We start from the raw sequence: 22672 nt of genomic DNA, 5'->3' as shown, positions 1-22672 counted from the left end.
GTAGTCACACGCATAATGAACGAGATTAACGCTTATGAGAAAACACCTGCTAATTATTGCGGCGCTCTTGCTCTCTCCGATGGCGCACGCCGACCAATTAAAACACGCGGACAAGCTAAAAGTGGTAACCAGCTTTACCATTTTGGCTGATATGGCCGCCAACGTAGCGGGCGAGCATGCCGAGGTAGTGTCCCTTACGAAACCCGGCGCGGAGATCCACAATTACCAACCCACTCCGGGAGATATTCTGCGTGCGCAAGGTGCGGATGTGGTGATGTGGAACGGATTAGGCTTAGAGCGCTGGTTCGAACGTTTTTTCCAGCACATTGATAAGGTGCCGAATGTGATCTTATCTGACGGGGTGGAGCCGATTGTGATTGCCTCGGGCCCGTATCGTGGTAAGCCCAACCCACACGCGTGGATGTCGCCCTCTGATGCGATGCGATACGTTGATAACATCGAGCAAGCCCTGATTAAGTACGATCCCGCCAACCAAACGCACTACCAAGCCAATGCCAAAGCCTACAAGGCACAAATTCAAGCCGTGTTCGCGCGTGCGCAAGATGCCTTATCCGCTGTCCCCGATGCCCAGCGTTGGTTGGTAAGCAGTGAGGGTGCGTTTTCTTATCTCGCGCGTGATATAAACCTCAACGAAGCCTATTTATGGCCGATTAACGCTGAGCGTCAGGGCACCCCCCAACAAGTGCGCGCGCTGATTGATACCGTGCGAGAACACCAAGTGCGTGCTGTCTTCTCCGAAAGTACCGTGTCTGATGCGCCCGCCAAACAAGTCGCCGCGGAAACCGACGCACACTATGGCGGCATTTTATATGTCGATTCGCTCAGCACCGCTGACGGACCCGTGCCTGACTATCTATCCTTACTGACAGTTACCACAGAAACCGTGTTAGCGGGGTTACGCCATGACGCACTATGATTTAACCGACGGCACGCCCAGTGTGTTAGATGTCAACGAGGTGCGTGTCGTCTATCGAAACGGCCTGTGTGCCCTTGAACACGCCAGCTTCTCGCTGCCCGCGCAAACTATCACTGCCCTTGTCGGTGCCAATGGCAGCGGCAAATCCACCTTGTTTAAAGCGATCATGGGGTTTGTGAACCCCGGCAGTGGCAGCATTGCGGTGAACGGCACCCCCATTAAGCAAGCGCAAAAAGCAGGCTTGGTCGCTTATGTGCCTCAATCGGAAGAAATCGATTGGTCGTTCCCGGTGTTAGTGGAAGACGTGGTGATGATGGGCCGCTACGGCAAGATGTCATTTATGCGTCGCCCCAAAGCGGCGGATCATCAAGCGGTGGATGAGGCCTTAGCCCGCGTTGGTATGACAGCCTTTCGCCAGCGGCAAATTGGCGAACTGTCCGGCGGACAGAAAAAGCGCGTTTTTCTTGCCCGCGCTCTGGCTCAGCACAGCCCGCTGATTTTACTGGATGAGCCTTTTACTGGCGTAGATGTCACCAGTGAAGAGTCGATTATGCGTTTGCTGCTCGAGCTCAAAGACGAAGGCAAAACCATTTTAATTGCCACCCATAACCTTGGCACCGTGCCCGACTTTTGCGATCGCACCGTGCTGGTCAATCGCGCGGTGGTGGCAGGCGGGCATACCGAACATGTGTTTACCACCGAGAACCTGAGTGCCATTTTTGGTGGCAAACTGCGCCAGTATGTGATGCCCAGTGAGAAACTCCACCAAGACGCCGATCCGCGCGAGCTGTCGGTCATTTCCGACGATGAACGACCCCTGGTGGTGTATGGCAAGCGCGAACAAAGCGCGCAGGAGCGGCGCGAATGAGCTTACTCGATCCTCTCGCCTATCAATACATGCAAAAAGCATTGCTGGTCACTACCTTGATTGGCGGCGTGTGCGGCTTGCTCTCGGCCTTTTTGATGCTCAAAGGCTGGTCGCTGATGGGCGATGCCCTCTCTCATGCGATTGTACCGGGCGTTGCCGGCGCTTATATGCTGGGCTTGCCCTTTTCACTCGGCGCTTTTGTTGCTGGCGGCATGGCCGCGAGCGTGATGCTGTTTTTGCACCAACGCAGTCACATCAAACAAGATGCGATCATCGGTTTGATCTTCTCAAGCTTTTTCGCCTTCGGGCTCTTTTTAGTCTCCATTTCGCCCGTCGCGGTCGATATTCAACAAATTATGCTGGGCAACTTGCTCGCCATTGCCCCGCTCGATGCGGTGCAAATGCTGATCATTGCCTTGGTGAGTCTCACCGTACTGGCGCTGAAATGGCGTGATTTTATGCTGACCTTTTTTGATGAAAGTCACGCCCGCTGTATTGGTTTACCGGTGGTGGGGCTCAAAGTGCTATTTTTTGCGCTGCTCAGCGCTTGCACCATGGCGGCACTTAAAAGTGTCGGTGCCTTTTTGGTGATTTGCTTAGTGATTGCCCCCGGCGCCACCGCCTATTTATTGAGTGATCGCTTTGGGCCCGTGTTGGTGCTAAGCGGTGTCATCGGCACAGTCACCTCACTGTTTGGGGTGTATATCAGCTATTTCGCCAACCTTAACGCCGGCGCACTGATTGTGCTGGCCCAAGTGGGACTCTTCTTAGCCGCCTTTGTGTTTGGCCCCAAACACGGTTTGCTCGCGCGGCGCGCCAAACGTCAGGAGGCACTGCAATGAATCCGTATCAACTGACTTTTATGCAAGATGCCTTGCTGATGGCCGTCTTAGTGGCGCTGCCCTGTGCGCTGCTTTCTTGCTATTTGGTGTTAAAAGGCTGGTCATTAATTGGCGATGCAGTGGCACACGCGGTGCTGTCGGGGTTGGTGCTGGCAAACTTGTTTGGCCTGCCGCTGATTGTCGGCGCCTTTGCCGCCGGCTCCGCATGCGCCACCAGTGTGCATTGGCTCAAACAAAATAGCCGTGTGAAAGAAGACACCTTACTGGGGATTGTGTTTTCCGGCTTTTTCGCCCTGGGGCTGATTTTGCAAGGCCAGTTCCCGTCTGATTTGCACCTTGATCATATTCTATTTGGCAACCTGTTGGGGATTAACCACCAACAGTTGCTCACCGCCGCCATCACTGGCTTAGTCGTGCTGGCGCTAGTGCTGCTTAAAGGGCGAGATTTAATGCTGCTATCGTTCGACCCCGCACAAGCCAGCGTGCTCGGGCTCCCCGTACAAAAGCTTCACTGGCTCCTGCTCTCGGTGATGATTGCCACCATTGTGGCGGGCTTACATGCCGTGGGGATCATCTTAGTGGTGGCGATGTTGATTGCACCGGGTGTCACCGCCTTTATGCTCAGCAAACAATTTAGCCGCATGTTATGGATTGCCTGTGCAATTGCCTTAGTCACCGCCGTTGGCGGCGTGACCTTATCGTTTTACCTCGACAGCGCCCCCGGCCCGACTATTGTATTGCTGCTCACCGGCTGTTTTGTGGTGACCTTTGCATGGCAGCAATATCAAATCCACCGCAACCAACAGCGCCCAAAGCCGACGCACCAAACCACAAAAGCAACGCGCTCTACCACCACCCATTCAGCGCAATCGCACTAATCGGCTTCGCGACGGATACAGCAACACCCCATCCTCAGCAGTGCGCGAGAAGAGCTCGCGCACATTGCTCGTCGCATAGGTTTTATCGCCCATGGCCGTCATCTTGCCTTCACGCACGCCAAATACCATAATCAGGTATATATTGGTATCAACGAGCTTTAACCATGGCAAAGAATACAAGTATTACCCTAGGTGAACACTTCGATGGCTTTATCGCTAGCCAAATCGAAACGGGGCGTTACAGCTCGACAAGTGAAGTCGTTCGCGCCGCACTGCGTTTACTCGAAAACCAAGAGACAAAACTGGATACACTGCGTCAACTTCTCGTAGAAGGCGAACAGAGTGGCGATGCTGAGTACGACCTCGATAACTTTATCCAAGAAATCGATGCCGAAGATACACAATGAAGCCATTTACGCTGACTATCGCCGCCAAAACGGACATACTAAAGTCGTTCTAATCGCGCACTTCACCCCACCAACCCAATTCGCTCCTTGTGTTCTAACCAACTTCTTGCACCCACCTCACAAAACATGGTTTATCTAACACTTTGGACAATAGCGCACGAAAACCAAAACAGCCCTTGATAAACTAATTTCAAATCTACCAACTCAATGGCGTGTTAGGTGCCGACAACTAGCTGGCGGTAGCATGGCAAAACACAGGATGGTTAACCTGTTTATCGGCTAGATAAACGCAAAAGCGTGCGCGTTTATCCATGACAGATGCGCACTCTCCCAGAATGGATGATTAAAAGAGCTTATTAGTCATATAGTTAAAGATTTGTGTTTGGGGATAGTGTGAACGCTTGAACAGAGATAGGCGGCTGCACACTGTCGCGGAAGAGCAGTATCCATTAGAAATTCTATTGGTAACAGCCAGTTAGGTATAAGAGAGTGCGGATAACGGTTTTGGGAAATCGTACATGCGCACTAATGCAATGTTATGTGTAAGACATCGGGAAATATTATTTGAATGAGAATTGAATATCAGGTGCTCGTTAAGAGTGATATTAACGCTTCGGTTCGAGACACTTTCGCTAAAGCCCCAGGGAAAACGCATGAAGATCCGCGGCATGCCTGGGCTAGCGATTTAATGACTTAATTGTCAATTAAGGATGAAAATCGTGCGTTGAACCATGTTTATTAATTAAAATGAGTGAAAATAAAGGATCAATTTGTTGATCATTTTCAGTGCGATTTAATGGTCTCCTAACGTTTAGGAGATTAAAAATGACAGAAGATAAAAGTCCATTTATGCATTTCGTTTCCATTAGAGACATTCGTCAAGAAGGTAAAGTTGAACATACGTTATCAGATATTATTTTGATAACGATTTGTGCGGTGTTGTCTGGTCATGATACCTGGAAAGGTATGAGTGATTATGGACGTAAGCAGCGTGATTTTTTATTACGCTTTGGCTTCTCAGGTAAAACATCACCCTCGGCAGATACGATTGCAAGAGTGATGGGAACCATCAGTACAAAAGCATTACAAAAAGCCTTCATAGAATGGATGAAATCGTGTCATGAATTAACGGATGGTGAAGTGGTTGCCATTGATGGAAAAACACTGAGGGGTTCATATAACCGAGCAACAGACCAAGCTGCGATTCATATGGTTAATGCGTTCGCAACCGCAAATGGTGTATGCCTCGGACAGTCAAAAGTAAATAGTAAAACCAATGAGATCACTGAAATACCTAAGCTGCTGGAATTACTCGACATTTATGGGTGTTTAATTACTATAGATGCCATGGGTTGTCAGCGAAAAATCGCACAAAAAATCATTAATAAAAATGCCGACTATTTGCTTGCTGTTAAAGGAAACCAAGGCAAGTTAGACAAAGCGTTTGATAATTATTACCGTCCTTCAATGCTTCAAAACTTTGATGGTGATAGCTACGCATCACAAGAGAAATCGCATGGACGTTTAGAAACACGATGTGCACTGATTAATACGGATTTAAGTGTATTAGGTGATTTGGCTTACGATTGGCCTGAATTAAAAACGATGGGCATCATGGTGAGTGTTCGACAAGAGGGAAAACACGCCGAAGAGTCAGATATTTCAGTGCGCTATTATATAAGCTCAAAAGCACTGACAGCGAAAGAGCTTCATGATGCCACGCGCTCACACTGGTTAATTGAATCAATGCACTGGCAACTTGATGTTGGATTAAAAGAAGATGCTTGCCGAATAAGAGTCGATGACCGAGCGGAAGTTTTTGCACGAATAAGGCAAATGGTTCTGAATTTATTAAAGCAAGAGAAGAGTTTCAAAGCCGGTATTCAACGCAAGCGAATGATGTGCGCGATGGACCAAGAGTACCTGGCGACCGTGCTGGGAAGCCTTTCGTGACGCGGATGTTCATGCGTTTTCCGTGGCTAAAGCCCTGAAACGGCAGGGTAAGGTCCAAGGCGACGTGAGCGAAAAGGCCGATAGGTGCAAACTCCTTTGCATCGCTAGAATCGATGACGAAGTAGTTGGCATAGGGGCAATAAAGGTCAGAACAAAATCGGATTTTTCTGAACAAAAAGCTGATCTCTCAAAGTTGAGTGATGATTTTGATTGGGAACTGGGTTATCTGTTTACTGACCCTGCGCATACCGGAAAAGGTATCGGTAGGAATATTGCGCGGCTGCTGGTTGATGCGTACGGCCAAGAAAACCTAATGGCTTCAACGGAAGTTTCTGCTAATCCTAGAATGGTGAAGATCTTAGAAGCATTGGGCTTTAGACATTATGGCAAGCCTTGGAAGAGCGCGATCCATGATAATTATCTCGGTTTGTTTTTGAGGTTTCAGTGATCAAACTCACGACGAATAATCACATAACAATGGGCTCCAAGGGACGCTGCGCGCCCCTGAGCCCCTGCGTTATGGATAAATGATAATGGATTGGAAGACTTTCATAGCACAAGTAATCGACTCTCTGGCTTGGCCAGGGGTGGTGATTATTCTTGTCATTTTACTGCGTGAAAAGGTCGCTGAACTAATTCCGCGACTCAAACGATTCAAGCATAAAGACACCGAAATCGAATTTACGGAAGGTATTACTGAATTAGTCCAGGAGCGGGAAGCTGCCGGGATCGAAGATCAAGAAATACCGAGATCAGACGAATACCAAGACCAGTTCAGTTTCCTGGTGAGGCTGGCAGATATATCGCCTCGTTCAGCCGTCCTTGAGTCCTTCCGTGCTGTCGAGTCTGCCGCAGCGAAGAAGGCAGCTCGAATATACCCAGAGATTGAGAGCCGCCACGCGCGAAGCCCTTTGCAGCTACAAAAAATGCTCAAGGGCGAAGTCTTGAGCAAGCAGGAATACTATCAGTTTAACCAGCTACGAAAGTTGCGAAACGAAGCGGCGCATGCTGAGGAATTCGACATTCGAGGAATGCCAATTGAAGCGTATATTGACGTTGCTCTGTCCTTGGCGGCTCGCTTGGAGGCAGAGTATCCATAACAATCGCAGGCACAGCGGCGGCTTTTCCATTGCGGCTTCGCCTCCATTCCAAAGCCGCGCGTGCTGCCGGCGTTATATTTTTATTCGATTTTGGAGATCGTATGAGCAATAATGGTAGAGATTATGAAGAGTTTGTTGCCTCACTACAACAAGCACTTTTTGAGTCGGAAAAATGGACAGAGTTGCACAATATAACGATAGAGCGTAATAAGAAAATCACAGATAATTGTGGAATAGATAGAGAGTTTGATCTCTATTGGGAATATGAATTAGCAGGAATTACTTATAAAACTATTATTGAGTGTAAAGACTACGCATCAAAAGTAACAATTGAAAAAATAGATGCTTTATTAGGTAAGTTGCGAGATATACCAGATATAAAACCTATATTTGCAACAAAAACAGGTTATCAATCTGGTGCGAAAACGAAGGCTGAACGTAATAAAGTTGAGTTGTTAATCGTTCGAGAAGAAAATGATACAGACTGGAACGCTGAAGATGGTACGCCTTTAATAAAATATGTGAATGTTAATATTCATATTATGTCCGAAGCGACAATTACATTTTTTAGACCTTATATTGATGCCGAATGGGCAAAAGCAAATACTAATATTGATTTAGATAAATTGAAAATAGAAGTTCGTAGTGATTTAGCTTTTGTTGAAGATATAGATAGATCAGACAAGTACACATTGAAAGAATTGCAAGAAAGGTTTACAAAAGAAAATGAAGATGATTTTGGTGAGCATCATGTTACTTATAAATATAAAGATGCTTACTTGTGTTTTGATGGAATTAAATTAAAAATCATGGCTATCGAATTAAAATATGTAATTCCAAAGCCAATCATTAGCCCTGTTCGTATTGATTTTTCTAAGGAATTAGTCGGAGTTGTCGAGTATTTAGGAAGAAAATCAAAAACAATGATATTCAAAGATCATGTTGTAAAAAATTGGGGACAAAAAATATAACAAGTCGCTTCAATTGACAAAATAATTGTCACGCATTTTGCAGAGAAAAATGACGCGCCAATCATTTTGCAACTGAGCTCAGCGTTAAGCTACTAATAAGAGTCATCAAGTAAATGTTAGAAATTATACAAAAATTAAATTTAGGTGAATGGACGACATTTGTCGTTATTGTCTTTATTTTGTGGAAACTTATTGTTAAGTCTTTAGTTGATGGCTGGTTTAAAAATCGATTAGATCTTCAAAAACAAGAAGTCGGTAATGCATTGCAAATTCAGAAAGAACTTGTATTAAAACAAGCTGAGTTTGAAAAGATAAAAATGGAACGTGTATTGCCTCTTTTTGAAGAAATTAATGCAGCCGTCTCTGAGCATAAAATGGTCTTTAACACATATATACATTATGTCGTTAATAAATGTGGAAGTGCTGATAAATTAGAGAAAGAACGTTTAAAATGTGATGAAAGAATAATCAAGGCAAATTCATCCTTAACTATCTATTTACCCGATGAGTTTCGAAAAGTTATTGATCGATTAAGGAAAGTGGTTAGTTGTTCTATTAAAGAACCAGAGATCACCTCAAGAGTACTGAGAAACTTTGGTGCAGGGACAAGAGTGCCGCCCAAAGCTGTAGATTTATATGAAGATCTGATTAATTGCTTTTATTCTATGAGTGCTAAATATCTAGGTATATCCAATCAGGATAAATCATATAATGACTTACTTGCGGAGAATAGCCTAGATAGTAATGCTCTAACAACACGTTGTGACGAAGAAAGCATCCTTGCTTATAAATTTTTGCTGTTACATGAATACTTTGGTTCCAATGAAAAAGTGGAAGCTCAATATGACGTTGAACAATTGTATAAAAATGCAGAGCAAGCGTAGCTTAACAAGGCTACATGGATTCCCCCGTTCGTCAAGCATCCGCGAAGCGTATTGAGTTTGGTTTGGACTGCTGCTCTACATTCGGCCTTTTACTGACTCACGTCATGGCCCTGATGACATTGCGCGGTTGCAGTGCCTAATTCGTTAGAAGGCATCAAGGTGTCCGCCGCATTAACAGGCTCTCTGCAAATGGTCTTCACCGATATTTATGAGCTCATCAACTATACGCAGAAGCGTACGCGTTTATCCGTGATAGATGCACACTCCCCCAGCCATAACGGATGATTTAAAGCGTCGATTAGGCATATAGCTTGCGTGGGGATAGTGTTAATGCTGAAAAAGAGATAAGCGGCGTGAACACATTCGCGGACAATCAGCATTTATTATGAGTAATAAATAGAATTTTAAACAGCCAGTTAGGCAGAGAATCGCGCATATAAGGACTTTGGAAAACCGGATATGTGCACTAATTTAATATTACGTTCTAGGAGGATAAATTGAGTAAGTTGGAAATAGTTGATCCTGAGACTGGTGTGACTAAAGAGATTCCAGTTTCTGAGTTTATTATGCAAAGTTATAAAGAAGCGCTTATTCAAGGTCGTGAAAGAGAGATTAACGTTACATCCATTATTCGCGAGATTCACTTAAAAAGTAGATTGAAGAAGACGGCATTTGTGAAGTTACGAGTTGATGGAAAAGAGGCTGGCATTGAAATACCAGCTTTAGCTCTTTCAACTTTGTCTATGTACTCTCAGGATGAAATTAATGATTTAGTTACAGATTCATTTTTGTCTAGTGACTTCGAAAAAGCCTACAGTAGTGCTATACCAGATGATTTACAACCATCAACTTCAAAACAACGAACTCTAGCGTTAAGAATTTCTGAGTTACTAGGTATCGATTTAGGTTATGAGATTCTTGCTTCTAAAAGGAAACTGGGTGCTTTTATCAGTGATAGTCAAAAAGAGCTTGAACGTTATGAGCGGGATATCGAAGGTGTAGATTTTATATCAGAAAGGCTTGAAGATGCTCTAATAAAATACTTTTCAAATGATAACTGTTGGCGTGAGTTATTCAATAGTGCCTATGAGCTTTATTTACAAGTCCCGCAACGAGCTCGTGAAGTTATTCACAAAAATGTACGTGATGGTATTTCTGATAGCTACTGGAATGAAGCTCGCGATGTACCTGAGGGTAATGTTGTTTCAGAAATTATATCTGAAATATCATTTAAACTGGCAGAGATGGGGACACATGCAGAGAAGTTTGAGAACCTCCACACAGACCAACAGTAGTCGCACTTAATAAGTGTCGCGAGGCCTACATTTTATTTGAATGTTGCACAATTCCATTTTTCAGCACTAGCTTAGCTAAGGGGGACGGTTATTTCTCCATCACCTCTGTCGACTGACACAACTGCATCCAAGCCTCGGCGGTGCGTGAGACATAACGCTCGCCGTGCCAGACTAACCCAAGTTGCCATTCAATCGCTGGGCTTATCGGTTTCACCAGCAATAACTCACTGTCTTCCAAGCTGGCACTAAGGCGCTGGCATAAGGGCGCGGGTAAAAATGCCACGCCTGCACCACTTTTCACCAAGGCGGCTAAAAAATCCCACTGACTGCTACGCGCGGCAATGGTGGGCTGATAACCATGCTCTTCACAGCGGGCAATAATCCGATCGCTTTTTTTCGTTCCCACGCTCCCGCGTGGGAATGCATATCTAGTTATCATTCAGACACTGAATGTTCCATAACCTGAGTAAAATCACGCCGCCTAGAGTATTGAACCGGCTTGTTCGCTAAAGATATTGACGCTGTCCGCGAGTGTTAGAACAGAGATCAAGTGCAGTTCGGTGATCTTTTGGCGAATCCTGCCCATGATTCAAAATCCATATACATTCCCACGCAGGAGCGTGGGAGCGAGTTAAAAGCGTCGATGAATCATGCAGTTACAGTTTAAGACTTGGGGATAGTGTGAATACACGATTAGGGATGGGTGTAATGAACATTTTCGCGGAAGAGCAGTATCCATTAGAGGTGATAAGTTCTATTGGTAACATATAGTTAGGTAAAAAAACAGTGCGTATAACGGTTTTGGGAAATCGCGCATGCGCACTAATACAATGTCAATGGGGAGGAGCAAGTAAGTGGCTGCAGAAGATAAAGAAAGCTTCATTCGGTGGCAAAGTGTTACGCGAGACTACTTTTCGTCCGCATCAAACCTTGTGCTTGGGTTATCTACAGGTCTTCTTGGATTTTTAGTTTCTGGTTTGATTGGCGCACAGCCTGCTAGTCGTTGCTTGCTAATTATCGCAACATGCGCAATGAACTTATTGGCTGTTTCAATTGGTCTGGCTGTTTGGTGTGCCATCAATCGCCTCCGGGATTTTCGTGATACCACGCAAATTGCACGTTGCCGCTACAAAAATGAGCCAGTAAGTTCCTGTGACCGTCAAGAAACCAAAGCGCTGGGAAACTTATCGTGGCGTTTGTTTTGGTGGCAGCTGTTTTTATTTGGTATTGGTGCAGGTGGGGTAGCCATTACGATTATCGTACAAATGTGGTCATAGCCAATGCCCATTAACACAGAATCAACCCCAACTCCTTGCTCAAAACGGTTAATTGAACTATAGTTCGTACGTTACTTTGTACAACTTGAGGTTCAATATGAGTCGTATTCATTTCGATCAAGATATTCAGCCGTTATCTGAATTTCGTGCAGGTGTGGCTTCTTACATCAAACAAATCAATGAGACTCGCCGTCCATTGGTCATCACACAGCATGGCAAAGGCGTAGCTGTTGTTCTCGATGTTGCAGAGTATGAAGCAATGCAAGAGAAGATCGAGTTACTGGAAGAAATGCGTACAGCTGAAGCTCAATTAGCTTCAGGCCTTGGTGTTTCAAATGATGATGCTCGTGCTCAAGTACTGGGGCGCATTAAGAAATGAAAGTAGTTTGGTCTCCATTAGCGCTTCAGAAATTAGGCGATGCAGCGGAATTTATTTCTTTAGATAATCCACCTGCGGCGGAAAAGTGGGTAAACGAAGTTTTTGACAAAACTGAACTACTTGGAAGTATGCCTGAAATGGGGCGCTTTGTTCCTGAAATGCCCAATACTAACTATCGTGAAATAATTTTTGGTCACTATCGTATTATCTATAGCTTAAGCCATGAGATCCGCGTACTAACAGTTCGTAATTGTCGTCAAATGTTGTCGGAAGATGACGTGTAAAACTGTGTTATAACGAGTATGTCGTCAATCACTAAATTTTAGCGAGTTTCTTCGTCCCACATCACGCTGTCTCTATGCATCGAATTTAAGATCCCCACCATATTGCGTACTAAAAGGCGTTGTAGATCAAAGCACTGAGTCTATCGATTCACCTCCGTCGACTGACACAACTGCATCCAGGCCTCGGCGGTGCGTGAGACATAGCGCTCGCCGTGCCAAACTAACCCCAGTTGCCATTCAATCGCCGGGCTTATCGGTTTCACTAGTAATAACTCACTGTCTTCCAAGCTGGCGCTGAGGCGCTGGCATAAAGGCGCGGGTAAAAACGCTACCCCAGCACCACTTTTTACCAAGGCGGCTAAAAAATCCCACTGACTGCTACGCGCGGCAATGGTGGGCTGATAACCATGCTCTTCACAGCGGGCAATAATCCGATCGCTTAAGGTAAATTCAGCGCTATACAGATAAAACGGCTCGTCTTTGACGGCCTGCCATGTCAGGCTTTTTTGCGCACGCCACGCGGCTTGGTTAGGTAGCACTGCATAAATGGGGTGAGTTTGTAAGGGTAAGCTTTGCAAGCACTCAGGCTGGGTGTCAGTGAGCATGGTGATTGCCACATCAATCTCACCATTGATCAGCGCTTGTTCGGTGCGCCGCCCCCCGTATTCAACAATACTGAGCGCGACATTTGGGTAGCGTTGTCGGTACTCACGCAACACGTTGGCATACAGCGGCCCTATCATCGGCGGCATCCCCAACCTAAGTTGCCCGCGCGCCAGTTGATTGAGATCGTCGAGCTCAGTATTTAGCTGCTCGAACTCAGCAATAATGCTCTGCGCACGCTGATACACCACCTCTCCAGCATCGGTTAACCAAAACCGCCTTCCCTCTCGGTGCAACAACGGCTGACCCACATCTTGCTCAAGGTTACGCACCATTTTACTGATTGTCGGTTGCGTCACATGCAACGACGCCGAGGCGGCAGTAAAGCTCTGCTGTTCCACTAAGGCAATAAAATAGCGCAACGCACGAATATCCATAAACGGCCCTTAAAAGCTAATCGTTAATCATGCCATTTTGGCATAGTTTAAATAAAAAAAAGTCACTTTATTCACTCTATGCCAAGACGTAAACTATGAGCCATCTCACAGATTCTTGGCACGCCTTCGATGCAATTGATTAAAAACGCCTTACTTACCTTACTGCAAGTCTTTGTCTTAGCAGGCATTTGGTTTTTGTCTGATTGGTTGGTCACAACCTTTGCTATTCCACTACCGGCCAACCTCACCGGTATGTTGCTGTTGTTAGGCGCATTGATGTTGAAAATTGTCCGTGCCGATTGGTTGCGCCGCGGGGCGGCGTGGCTGTTAGCCGAGATGTTGCTGTTTTTTGTGCCGGCGGTGGTGGCGGTGGTCAACTACCAAGATTTATTGCTGCAAGAAGGCGCTAAGATCATGGTTGTTCTAATTCTCAGTACCGCGATGGTGATTGCGTCAACCGCTTGGGTGGTCGATAAAGTGTATCGTTTTGAGGTTAAAATGGCGCGCCGCCGCAGTAACCATCACCACACGCATCATCCTGATCTAAAACCGGAGTGCTAAGCCATGATGTCTGCTTTACCTACTTGGCTTCACGCCTCGTTATTAAGCGTGACCTGCTTTTTAATGACTCTTGGCTTTTATTACATGAGTAAATGGCTGTATCGCCGTCATCCCTCCATTCTGGTGATGCCATTGTTGCTCGCGCCCTTGCTGATTGTCGCGGTGGTAGTCGGGTTTAATATTCCGTATCAAGACTACATGGCGCAATCATACTGGCTGCTGTGGCTGCTGGGTCCGGCGACTGTAGCGTTTGCGATCCCTGTGTATGATAACCGCGCGCTCATCCGCCGCCATTGGTTATCCCTGTCAATCGGTGTCACTGTGTCGGTGCTGGTCGCGATTACCAGTACTGTGGTGCTAGCGCGGGTGTTTGAGCTGTCTGAACTGCTGCAACGCAGTTTGGCGATGCGCTCAATCACCACCCCTTTTGCCGTAGAAGCCACCAAAGCGATTGGCGGGCAAAGCGATCTCACCGCGCTGTTTGTGGTTCTCACTGGGGTGATTGGCATGGCAATTGGTGAAAGTATTCTGACCGTGATTGCAATTCGCTCACGCTTAGGACGCGGCGCAAGTTTGGGCGCATCAGCGCACGGAGCAGGCACCGCTAAAGCTTATCAAATAGGCCATGCCGAAGGGGTGGTGTCGAGTGTGGTGATGATGATTGCTGGCATGGTCACTGTGTTGCTTGCCCCTGTGTTGGGTCAGCTGCTTTGGTAGGTGATCGCTAAGGGCTTTTCTGCGCTACGTTATCTGTAACAACAGAAAAGTGGGAGAGGATGAAAGTTTCTGCTTAGCGCGCAGGTCTTTATCCTCACCAACCCCAATAACGAGGCGATCATGAAACAGCACAAATCAATGTGGCGCGTTATCGCGTTTACAGCGTTCAGTTTGCTATCGATAGCAAGTTATGCGGCGGTGAAAGATACCGCCACCACAGACCAAGGTTACCAAAAAGCGACCCTTGCGGGCGGCTGCTTTTGGTGTACAGAATCTGATCTTGAAAAGCTCAACGGTGTGATTGATGTGGTGTCTGGCTACTCAGGCGGTGAGCTTGAAAATCCCACCTATAGAGAGGTTTCGTCCGGCACCAGTGGGCATATTGAGGTGATTGATGTCACCTATGACCCTAACGTCGTGAATTATGAACAGGTGCTGGATCAGTTTTTCCGTCATATCGACCCCACCGATGACCAAGGCTCGTTCGTTGACCGTGGCCCACAATATCGTCCCGCGATCTTTTATCGCTCTGAAACACAAAAGCAAATTGCCGCGGATTTTATGGCGGAAATTGAAGCGTTAGGCGTGTTTAAAAAGCCGCTGAAAACCGAGTTAATCCCGTTTGAGAAATTCTGGCCAGCAGAAAGTTATCATCAGGATTACTACAAAAACCACAGCATTCGCTATAGCTACTATCGCTATGCATCAGGGCGTGACCAGTATCTGGACGAGATTTTTGGTGATGATCGCAAAGACAGCCCGGTCACCTTGCGAGAAATGATTGATGCGCAAAAAGCGGAAGAGATGACAGCAACTAACACCCGCTACTCGCGCCCCTCGGACGAAAAAATTCGCGCGATGTTGTCAGACATTGAGTACGAAGTCACTCAAGAAGACGGCACTGAACCCGCATTCCGCAATCGATATTGGGACAACAAGCAAGCGGGGATTTATGTGGATATCGTTTCGGGCGAGCCGCTGTTCTCATCCACTCATAAATACAAATCCGGTACCGGCTGGCCGAGCTTCACACAGCCCATTAATGAGCAGTATGTGGTTACCAAGCCGGATAACTCCCTGTTCTACACGCGCACCGAGGTCCGCAGCAAAGTCGCCGATTCGCACCTTGGCCATGTGTTTGAGGATGGTCCCGCACCCACCGGCTTGCGTTATTGCATGAACTCAGCCGCAATGCGCTTTGTGTCCGTCGATAAAATGGCCGAGGCAGGTTATGAGAATTACCTCTACCTGTTTGAATAAATCTTCCTTTGCGTGATTGGCTTGTAAACCTGCGGTAGAGTATAGCTCTACCGCTTTTTTACGCGAGGCATTGGATGCACACGATATTGATAACCGGATTTGAACCGTTCGGCGGCGAGAGTGACAACCCGTCTTGGCAAGTGGCAAAAGCATTAGAAGGCTGGCAGCCTAATGAGGAGTGCATTGTTAAAGCCGTGCGCCTGCCCTGCACCTTTGCAGACAGCTTACCGACGTTACACAGTGCGCTAGAATCGCTCAGTCCGGTAATGGTGATCGCCCTTGGCCAAGCCGGTGGTCGCGCAGAGATAAGCTTAGAGAAGGTCGCGATCAATTATCAGGACGCACCCATTCCCGACAACGCCGGTAAGCAGCCGCATGGTACGCCGGTGGTGCCATCTGGGCCCACTGCGTATTTCTCTACCTTGCCCCTCAACCGTTTAGTGAACGCATTAAACGAAGCGCATCATCCTGCCAGTGTTTCTTACACCGCGGGCACCTTTGTGTGTAACCACGTGTTTTATGGCTTGATGCATGCGCTGGCTCATCACACCGAGGTACGCGCCGGCTTTATTCACATTCCCTACAGCCCAGCACAAGCGTGCAAACACCGCGCCCCGAGCATGCCGGTAAGTGATGTGGTGGCAGCGATGAAGATAGCCATCGAGTTGAGTTTATTGGATGATGATGTCACCGCCGTGTGTGAAGGCATGTTGCACTAAGACGCGGTAGATGGCGCTCAGACGATGACGCTCAAACAATGGCGCTTAGTAGGTGGAGCACAGTGGCGGTTACCGTGCTCCTAACCTAGTCGCTTAAAACAACCACTCAGTGACGAGATCGTTGTCAGTCAGCACGCTATCGAGAAAGGCAAATAAGTGCGCATTCATCGGTGCCGTGTCAAAGGCGCGAATGGAGGCAGGGTCTTGAATAAAGCGCTTGTTAGCGGCCTCGCCCTCTGGATAGGCGGCGTGCAATAATCCTTCAACGGCCAGAGGCGTCAACTCAAGGTGGCATTGAAAGCCATATACCCGTGGTCCGTACTTCACGATCTGGCGCGGACAGCCTTCGCTGCTAGCCAGTACACGACTATTGGGTGTCAGCCCCGGCATATCATGGTGCCAATGGCCCACAATTTCTTGCGGCGCGAAGTGCGGAATGTGCTCGTCGATATGGCCATCTTCGCTTAACTGGATGGGGAAGTAGCCAATCTCGGGTTCAGGACTTGCCTGATACGGTGCGCCCAAGGCTTCACCAATCAGTTGCGCACCGAGGCAAATCCCCAATACCGCACTACCTTGTTCTATACACTGCCTAATCAGCGCTTGCTCGCGTTGGCTATCGAAATGCGGACACTCTGACTGTGGCGTATCTGGACTTTGCGGCCCGCCGAGTACCACCAGCAGATCAATGCCTTCACTGCTTTCTAGCAACGGCTCGCCCCGATACAAATGGCTGGTGGTCACATGATAGGCACGCTCGTCACACCAATCTAAAATGGCTCCTGGGCCTTCAAACGCCTCGTGAATAACAAGATGGACGCGCATTCCTCTCTCCTTGGGATTTGTTTTAGGCACGATTGTGCTAAAGCATACTATATTGAGCCGCGGCCTCAAGCCTTGCCCACCACCAGTGGCGGACGCGCCACAAACGCTTGAGTCAGCAACTGAAATAGCTGTTCAATTGCCATCATGCTCTCGCTGTCGTCACGTTCACTGATTGCGCGATTAACCGAATAAACGCTGCCAAATGCTTGGGTTGCGTTTGTCGTGATACTCTTCACGCAAGGCATCGATTTGGCGCATGCCTTGTTTTGCTTGGTCGAGGTCGCCTTGGCTCAGCGCGGCATCAATTTCCTCTACTGTCACCGCCAGTTTATCGAACCCTTCCATGAAGATCTCTGCTTTTTCCGGTGGATAGCTACCCGCTTTAGCTTGCGCGATCAGGGTTTCTAATTTCGCAACCGGGGCTTGCATGGCTTCGATACTTTGTGCGCTCGCCGCCTCTTTAAAGGTCATTTTCATTTCTTTCATGATCGGCTTGAGCTCAGAGGCCGAGACGTTCAACGACAGCAGCACCGCCATCGCGCCCGTGAGTATGACTTTCTTCATTTTTGCTCCATGTGATTGTTTTTTAGTAATAATAATGCGTCTGTATCTTACTCACTTCTCAGGGTATTGCCTAGTAGAGAAGCGTAAAACAATGTAAAGCACTTACACATCCCGCATCCGAATGGTATGATTAATTGTAAATGATAATGATTTTAAGTTAGATAATATGAAACAGCCGAACTATCACCTCACTCACGTTATTGATACCCAAACCGTCACACCCAATATGCAACGCTTGACCTTACAAAGCGACGCTTTCGCGGCGTTCCCTGCAGAGTGTGAAGGCGGCTATATCAAGTTACTGTTTGATAAAGCGGGAAGCACCGATCTGAGCGGATTAGCAGAAGGCGAGCGCCCCGTAATGCGTACCTACACCATTCGCCGCTTTATGCCTAGCCAGCAGCAAATTGAAGTGGATATGGTTCGCCACCAAATCGAGCAAGCCGACTGTGGTTTTGCCGCGCGCTGGGCTCTGAATGCCCAAGTGGGCGATACCATTAATATTGCCGGCCCTGGGACGATTGCGCCGATTAATCGCGATGCGGATTGGTTCTTTATGGCGGCCGATATGACCGCGTTGCCGGCACTATCGGCCAAGATCAAGATCTTACCTCGCGATGCCAAAGGTTATGCAGTGATCCAGCTCGATACTGCAGAGGATGCTCAACCACTCGACGCCCCCGCGGGGATGGAGATTATTTGGCTGACCACCCCGACGTTGGCCGAGACGGTAAAAGCACAGCCTTGGTTAGCCGGGCAAGTGTCCGTGTGGTGTGCCTGTGAGTTTGAAAGCATGCGCGCAATGCGCCAATATTTCCGTAACGATCGTGATGTTGAGCGCGAGTTTATCTACATCAGCAGCTATTGGAAAAATGGCGTGACCGAAGAAGGCCACAAAGTGATCAAGCGTGAAGATGCGGAGAACAATCAGTAAGCCTGAGCACCTCGTTTTTATCGACATTGAGCGTGCTTATCGCGTCTCTACCCGCATAAAAAAGCGCCGATAGCGGCGCTTTTTTCGATCTTCAACGTTTAGTCGTCGACTTAGTTACCCTGCTTGTCGAGCAAATCAAAGAAGAAGGCATATTCCAATGCATCTTCTTTAATGCGCTTAAAGCGTCCCGACGCGCCGCCGTGGCCGGCTTCCATATCGGTTTTAAACACCAATGTATGGTTATCGGTTTTGAGTTCACGCAGTTTTGCGACCCATTTCATTGGCTCAAAGTACTGCACTTGTGAGTCATGCAAGCCTGTGGTGACCAGCAAGTTGGGGTAATCTTGCGCACTGACATTGTCGTACGGTGAATAGCTAAGCATGTACTCGTAGTAAGTTTTGTCATTCGGGTTGCCCCACTCGTCATACTCGTTGGTGGTCAGTGGAATCGACTCATCCAACATGGTGGTGACAGTATCCACAAACGGCACATGCGCCGCCACGCCTAAATACAACTCTGGCGCTTGGTTGATGATCGCTCCCATTAACAAGCCACCGGCTGAACCACCAACGGCAAACACCTTGTCTTTATCACCATAGCCCTGCGCGGTCAGCGCTTTAGTCACATCAATAAAGTCGTTAAAGGTATTCTTTTTGTTGAGTTTTTTGCCATCGTCATACCAAGGGCGTCCCAGCATTTCAGAGCCGCGAATATGAGCAATAGCAAAGACAAAGCCACGATCTAACAGGCTTAAACGCGTGGTAGAGAACATGGGATCCATGGTCGCGCCGTAGGAGCCATAGCCGTATTGATAGAGCGGGTTGGTGCCATCTTTTTTGAAGCGATCTTTACGGTACACTAAAGACACAGGCACTTGCGCGCCATCACGTGCGGTGATCATCACCCGCTCGGATTGGTAGTTGTCCGGGTTGAAATCACCCAGCACTTGGTTTTGTTTGAGCATTTCACGCTCGCCCGATGCCAAGTCAAACTCGTAATAGGTTCCCGGTGTGGTCAAGCTGGTGTAATACACGCGCACCGCGGTGTTATCCATTTCAGCATTGCCGGTCAGGTAGGACGCATAAGCCGAGTCGTTAAACGTGAGCTGATATTCCTCCCCAGTGGTGAGGTTACGCACTGTGGTACGCGGCAAGCCATTCTCGCGCTGATCGTACACCAAGTGGTTATCAAATAGCGTAAAATCAACCAACTGCACCTTATCGTTTGGCGCGATCACATCTTGCCATTGGCTGCGATCGTCACGCTCACTTTGGTGTACCTTCATCAAGCGGAAGTTGACTGCTTGATAGTTGGTATAGATGTAATACCACTCGCCACGTTTCGCCACTTCATATTCAATGCCAGTTTCTCGCGGATAAAACACTTGGGCGGTGGCATTCGGATCATTGGCATCCACGAGCGATACGCCGCTGGTTTCAGTGCTGGAGTGCCAAATAAAGATCTGCTCACCGTCTTTGCTTTTACTCAAGCCGGTGTAGTAGCTGGTATCCGTTTCTTCGTAAATTAACGTATCAGCGGATTGTGGGGTGCCCAAACGGTGGCGATATACCTGATATCCCAGCAAGGTTTGCGGATCTTTTTTGATGTAGTAGAAGGCTTGGTTGTCGTTCTGCCACACAATACTGCTCGAGGCGCCTTCAATTTTATCATCGAGATACTCACCGGTGGTGAGGTCTTTAACTTGAATGGTATAAACGCGGCGGCTAAGGGTATCTTCCCCATAGGCTAATAGGTTTTCGTTTGGGCTGACACTGAGTTGGCCAATGCTGTAAAACTCATGCCCTTTCGCGAGCGCGTTGACATCCAAAATTACCGTTTTGTCGGTGCCGGCAAAGTCTTTCGCACGCACGTAAGTGCGATATTCATTATCGCCTTCCACCTCACTGGAATAGAAATAACTGCCTTTTTTGACGGGAACCGAGGCGTCGTCTTTGACGATACGCCCTTTGATTTCATCGAATAGTTTGGCCTGCATTGGCTCAGTGTGCGCGAGCACCTGATCGGCATAGGCGTTTTCTTGATTAAGATGGGCGATCACATCGGGATCTTGGCGTGCATCGTCACGCATCCAATAGTAGTTATCCACGCGCGTGTCGCCGTGAATGGTCATTTCATGAGGGATTTTTTTCGCGACAGGCGCACTCAGTTCGCCTGGGCTGGAAGCTTTCACGTGTGACTCTCCTTGAAAACTGCACCCTGAGAGCAAAGACACCGCCAGTGCTCCGGTGAGTAAAATGTGTCGGGACATACTTTTCCTTCAGGTTTATTTAGCCATAACAGTAATTTAACAAGCAAGCATCCTTTTACTGACCTGAGGGCATCAAGCAAGTTCCAATAAATAGTGTCCTTTTTATCGTTCGCCAAACGACTGACTGACGCATCGTTTCTTAATACCAGTCCGTCATTTAAGCTTAAAACGGCTAATTCTTACTTTTTAGCCATAAAAGGGTAATTAAAGCAAAGTAAGGCTTTGCGTGATCACAACGCCCACTAATGTCGTGATCACTACCGACAATAACGAACCAATTAAAACGTATTCGGTCAGGCTGCGATCCGCAGACCGCGTCAGCTCACCAAAACGAAAAATCGACTTAGCTGCCAGCACAAAACCGACAGCGGTATAGCTGCCAAGTAAGGTAAAGGTCAGGATCAAGATACGCTCTAAATAGCCAATCAACGCCCCCGCAGCTACGAGGCCATGATAATCATGTTGATGATCAGAGGGTGAGTCTAACGTGACCGTAAAGCGCTGTAAAACATGACCAATCAATACTGATGTCGGCTTTAAGATCAATAAATAGCCCGTGCCAATCACGACGATCTCGCTAAACAGAGGCATCTCGGTCAGCCCAACCCAAGGTGGCTGCGCCACAAAACTCAGGGCAATGAGCCCTAGTACCAAAAGGTGTATGCCTTGGCTCACCGTAAAACGGGCCAGTGATGACTGAGCGACAAGTTGACCATCAAGCACAGCCACTACGCGCTTGGTGATTATGCCAACCGCCAATACGCCCAATAGCGGCGAGACGGTTTGAGTCCAAAACACCGCAGGTACCAGTAAACATAAACCGTAGAGGAGCGGTCCCACCGCCCAATCCACTATTCGCGCGCGTGGTGTCGATTTCGTCCACCAATTCGTAGGCTGTAGATAGAAATCATAAATAAGATGAGTCAGTAACAAGGGAACCAGCAAAGAAAGGAAGGCCATCATACGTGTGCCCCCACGGCTTGCTGAAACTCGGCCAACAATGCCTCGATAAGCCCCCAGCCCGCCGCTTTAAGGGACTTACTCACGGTTGCATTCGCGACCCCAAGTGCGGCCGCTAACTCGCCATACGGGAGTGGTTGATCGCGCTGTAATAAAGGCAACATCATTTCGCATTGACGAGACGTCGCATCGCTGAGTTGCCGGTCAAGATAACGGATCAGCAACGCAAATCTGTCTTCAATATCGGTATTGGCGCAGAAAAAAGCCAGCCGCTGGTTTTTCATTGCTTTTAAGCCACGACCAGATAGCACAAACGCCTGTCCCATTGACTCTGACACCGCCTCACGCAAATCAGCTTGCTCGGCAATCGCAAAGCTGATGCGACAATCAAACGGTTTTCCCAGTGCTTTGATAGCAACACGATACATCACGACATAGTGAAGCGCGTTCGCCACATCATGGATCACAGATTGAAACTCATCACCGCGTATAATGCTGTGCTGATTAGCGCGATGTGCTTGTGAAATATGGGCTTGTATGGTTTTGATTTCCGCCAGTACTCGCTCATACTCATCTCGATTTAAGGCGGTCGAATCCACCAGGTCGCCACTGATCACCGCAATGGGTGCCTTGCTTTCTGTCGCCATCATTCATCCTTGTTAACCAACTCCGTCAAATTTAGCCTTTTTTAGCAAAAAATACAAATTTACCCATAAAAAGCAAAAAATAAGCGAGGCCGCATCACGC

At 47.7% G+C, this 22672-nt stretch carries 26 protein-coding genes and 1 pseudogene; 19 read left to right on the top strand and 8 right to left on the bottom strand.

Features of this window, described 5'->3' with window-relative positions:
- The first annotated feature begins 34 nt into the window (after window positions 1-34).
- The 4 genes from N7E60_RS15200 to N7E60_RS15185 are packed head-to-tail and all read left to right on the top strand — an operon-like array spanning window position 35 to window position 3525.
- Window positions 35-937, top strand: coding sequence for a metal ABC transporter substrate-binding protein (locus N7E60_RS15200; protein WP_269598956.1), 903 nt, complete (start codon window positions 35-37; stop codon window positions 935-937).
- The gene (locus tag N7E60_RS15195; protein ID WP_077669854.1) at window positions 924-1805 is read left to right on the top strand and encodes an ATP-binding cassette domain-containing protein; all 882 of its coding nucleotides are present in this window, start codon (window positions 924-926) and stop codon (window positions 1803-1805) included. The genes N7E60_RS15200 and N7E60_RS15195 overlap by 14 nt, the downstream gene beginning before the upstream one ends.
- Complete coding sequence (locus tag N7E60_RS15190) at window positions 1802-2647, top strand: metal ABC transporter permease (RefSeq protein ID WP_269598955.1); 846 nt, start codon at window positions 1802-1804, stop codon at window positions 2645-2647. Before N7E60_RS15195 ends, N7E60_RS15190 begins: the two co-directional genes overlap by 4 nt.
- Window positions 2644-3525, top strand: a complete 882-nt coding sequence (locus N7E60_RS15185; protein WP_269598954.1) for a metal ABC transporter permease — start codon at window positions 2644-2646, stop codon at window positions 3523-3525. The genes N7E60_RS15190 and N7E60_RS15185 overlap by 4 nt, the downstream gene beginning before the upstream one ends.
- On the opposite strand, the gene N7E60_RS15180 is transcribed toward N7E60_RS15185, so the two are convergent.
- Entirely contained in the window at window positions 3508-3642 is a 135-nt protein-coding gene (locus N7E60_RS15180) for a hypothetical protein (RefSeq protein WP_269598953.1), read from the bottom strand. The two genes, N7E60_RS15185 and N7E60_RS15180, sit on opposite strands and share 18 nt — an antisense overlap.
- 47 nt (window positions 3643-3689) lie before the next feature.
- Here N7E60_RS15180 and N7E60_RS15175 point away from each other — a divergent pair, with 47 nt between their 5' ends.
- The 7 genes from N7E60_RS15175 to N7E60_RS15145 all read left to right on the top strand — a co-directional run bounded on the left by N7E60_RS15175 (window position 3690) and on the right by N7E60_RS15145 (window position 10135).
- Complete coding sequence (locus N7E60_RS15175; protein ID WP_269598952.1) at window positions 3690-3932, top strand: type II toxin-antitoxin system ParD family antitoxin; 243 nt, start codon at window positions 3690-3692, stop codon at window positions 3930-3932.
- Window positions 3933-4757: 825 nt separating this feature from the next.
- Window positions 4758-5885: an ISAs1 family transposase gene (locus N7E60_RS15170; protein ID WP_269598732.1), complete on the top strand. Its 1128-nt coding sequence runs from the start codon at window positions 4758-4760 to the stop codon at window positions 5883-5885.
- 22 nt (window positions 5886-5907) lie between these two features.
- Entirely contained in the window at window positions 5908-6333 is a 426-nt protein-coding gene (locus tag N7E60_RS15165; protein ID WP_269598951.1) for a GNAT family N-acetyltransferase, read from the top strand.
- A gap of 85 nt (window positions 6334-6418) precedes the next feature.
- Complete coding sequence (locus tag N7E60_RS15160) at window positions 6419-6985, top strand: hypothetical protein (RefSeq protein ID WP_096631745.1); 567 nt, start codon at window positions 6419-6421, stop codon at window positions 6983-6985.
- 101 nt (window positions 6986-7086) lie between these two features.
- Window positions 7087-7956: a restriction endonuclease gene (locus N7E60_RS15155; protein WP_269598950.1), complete on the top strand. Its 870-nt coding sequence runs from the start codon at window positions 7087-7089 to the stop codon at window positions 7954-7956.
- Between the two features lie 113 nt (window positions 7957-8069).
- Complete coding sequence (locus N7E60_RS15150; protein ID WP_096631753.1) at window positions 8070-8840, top strand: hypothetical protein; 771 nt, start codon at window positions 8070-8072, stop codon at window positions 8838-8840.
- Window positions 8841-9337: 497 nt separating this feature from the next.
- On the top strand, window positions 9338-10135 hold the full coding sequence (locus tag N7E60_RS15145; protein ID WP_046075942.1) for a hypothetical protein: 798 nt from the start codon (window positions 9338-9340) through the stop codon (window positions 10133-10135).
- 88 nt (window positions 10136-10223) lie between these two features.
- Here the strand turns inward: N7E60_RS15145 and N7E60_RS15140 are convergent.
- Window positions 10224-10526 (bottom strand): annotated as a pseudogene (locus N7E60_RS15140) (LysR substrate-binding domain-containing protein); the annotation flags it as partial.
- 463 nt (window positions 10527-10989) lie between these two features.
- Between N7E60_RS15140 and N7E60_RS15135 the strand changes: the two are divergent.
- The 3 genes from N7E60_RS15135 (at window position 10990) to N7E60_RS15125 (ending at window position 12075) form a co-directional block, all read left to right on the top strand.
- Window positions 10990-11412 carry a hypothetical protein gene (locus N7E60_RS15135; protein WP_269598949.1) on the top strand — a complete coding sequence of 141 codons (423 nt, stop codon included), beginning with the start codon at window positions 10990-10992 and terminating at the stop codon, window positions 11410-11412.
- A 97-nt stretch (window positions 11413-11509) separates the two neighbouring features.
- Window positions 11510-11791: a type II toxin-antitoxin system Phd/YefM family antitoxin gene (locus N7E60_RS15130; protein WP_021024253.1), complete on the top strand. Its 282-nt coding sequence runs from the start codon at window positions 11510-11512 to the stop codon at window positions 11789-11791.
- Window positions 11788-12075, top strand: a complete 288-nt coding sequence (locus N7E60_RS15125) for a type II toxin-antitoxin system RelE/ParE family toxin (protein WP_010377835.1) — start codon at window positions 11788-11790, stop codon at window positions 12073-12075. The genes N7E60_RS15130 and N7E60_RS15125 overlap by 4 nt, the downstream gene beginning before the upstream one ends.
- A 140-nt stretch (window positions 12076-12215) precedes the next feature.
- Here N7E60_RS15125 and N7E60_RS15120 read toward each other — a convergent pair whose 3' ends face one another.
- A complete protein-coding gene (locus tag N7E60_RS15120; RefSeq protein ID WP_077669852.1) occupies window positions 12216-13115 on the bottom strand; it encodes a LysR family transcriptional regulator in 900 nt (299 codons plus the stop codon).
- 129 nt (window positions 13116-13244) lie between these two features.
- On the opposite strand from N7E60_RS15120, the gene N7E60_RS15115 reads away from it, so the two are divergent.
- The 4 genes from N7E60_RS15115 (at window position 13245) to pcp (ending at window position 16372) form a co-directional block, all read left to right on the top strand.
- The gene (locus tag N7E60_RS15115) at window positions 13245-13676 is read left to right on the top strand and encodes a CidA/LrgA family protein (protein ID WP_167315444.1); all 432 of its coding nucleotides are present in this window, start codon (window positions 13245-13247) and stop codon (window positions 13674-13676) included.
- 6 nt (window positions 13677-13682) lie between these two features.
- Complete coding sequence (locus N7E60_RS15110) at window positions 13683-14393, top strand: LrgB family protein (protein WP_077608514.1); 711 nt, start codon at window positions 13683-13685, stop codon at window positions 14391-14393.
- A 120-nt stretch (window positions 14394-14513) separates the two neighbouring features.
- Window positions 14514-15653: a peptide-methionine (R)-S-oxide reductase MsrB gene (gene msrB, locus N7E60_RS15105; protein ID WP_269598948.1), complete on the top strand. Its 1140-nt coding sequence runs from the start codon at window positions 14514-14516 to the stop codon at window positions 15651-15653.
- A 74-nt stretch (window positions 15654-15727) separates the two neighbouring features.
- Entirely contained in the window at window positions 15728-16372 is a 645-nt protein-coding gene (gene pcp, locus N7E60_RS15100; RefSeq protein WP_077639985.1) for a pyroglutamyl-peptidase I, read from the top strand.
- 93 nt (window positions 16373-16465) lie between these two features.
- On the opposite strand, the gene N7E60_RS15095 is transcribed toward pcp, so the two are convergent.
- Both N7E60_RS15095 and N7E60_RS15090 read right to left on the bottom strand, forming a co-directional pair.
- A complete protein-coding gene (locus tag N7E60_RS15095; protein ID WP_269598947.1) occupies window positions 16466-17197 on the bottom strand; it encodes a glutamine amidotransferase-related protein in 732 nt (243 codons plus the stop codon).
- 180 nt (window positions 17198-17377) lie between these two features.
- Window positions 17378-17761 (bottom strand): cytochrome b562, encoded by a 384-nt coding sequence (locus tag N7E60_RS15090; RefSeq protein WP_269598946.1) that lies wholly within the window; start codon window positions 17759-17761, stop codon window positions 17378-17380.
- A gap of 166 nt (window positions 17762-17927) precedes the next feature.
- On the opposite strand from N7E60_RS15090, the gene N7E60_RS15085 reads away from it, so the two are divergent.
- Window positions 17928-18695, top strand: coding sequence for a siderophore-interacting protein (locus N7E60_RS15085; protein WP_269598945.1), 768 nt, complete (start codon window positions 17928-17930; stop codon window positions 18693-18695).
- 110 nt (window positions 18696-18805) lie between these two features.
- On the opposite strand, the gene N7E60_RS15080 is transcribed toward N7E60_RS15085, so the two are convergent.
- The 3 genes from N7E60_RS15080 to N7E60_RS15070 form a co-directional block, all read right to left on the bottom strand.
- The gene (locus N7E60_RS15080) at window positions 18806-20965 is read right to left on the bottom strand and encodes a S9 family peptidase (protein ID WP_269598944.1); all 2160 of its coding nucleotides are present in this window, start codon (window positions 20963-20965) and stop codon (window positions 18806-18808) included.
- A 204-nt stretch (window positions 20966-21169) separates the two neighbouring features.
- Window positions 21170-21928, bottom strand: a complete 759-nt coding sequence (locus tag N7E60_RS15075) for a DUF3307 domain-containing protein (protein WP_269598943.1) — start codon at window positions 21926-21928, stop codon at window positions 21170-21172.
- Complete coding sequence (locus N7E60_RS15070) at window positions 21925-22575, bottom strand: hypothetical protein (protein WP_269598942.1); 651 nt, start codon at window positions 22573-22575, stop codon at window positions 21925-21927. The genes N7E60_RS15075 and N7E60_RS15070 overlap by 4 nt, the downstream gene beginning before the upstream one ends.
- Between the last annotated feature and the right edge of the window lie 97 nt (window positions 22576-22672).

The sequence above is a fragment of the Salinivibrio proteolyticus genome, assembly GCF_027286365.1.
Lineage (GTDB): Bacteria > Pseudomonadota > Gammaproteobacteria > Enterobacterales > Vibrionaceae > Salinivibrio > Salinivibrio proteolyticus.
Note: the sequence above shows the minus strand (reverse complement) of the source record. Positions and strands in the feature narration are given on the sequence as shown.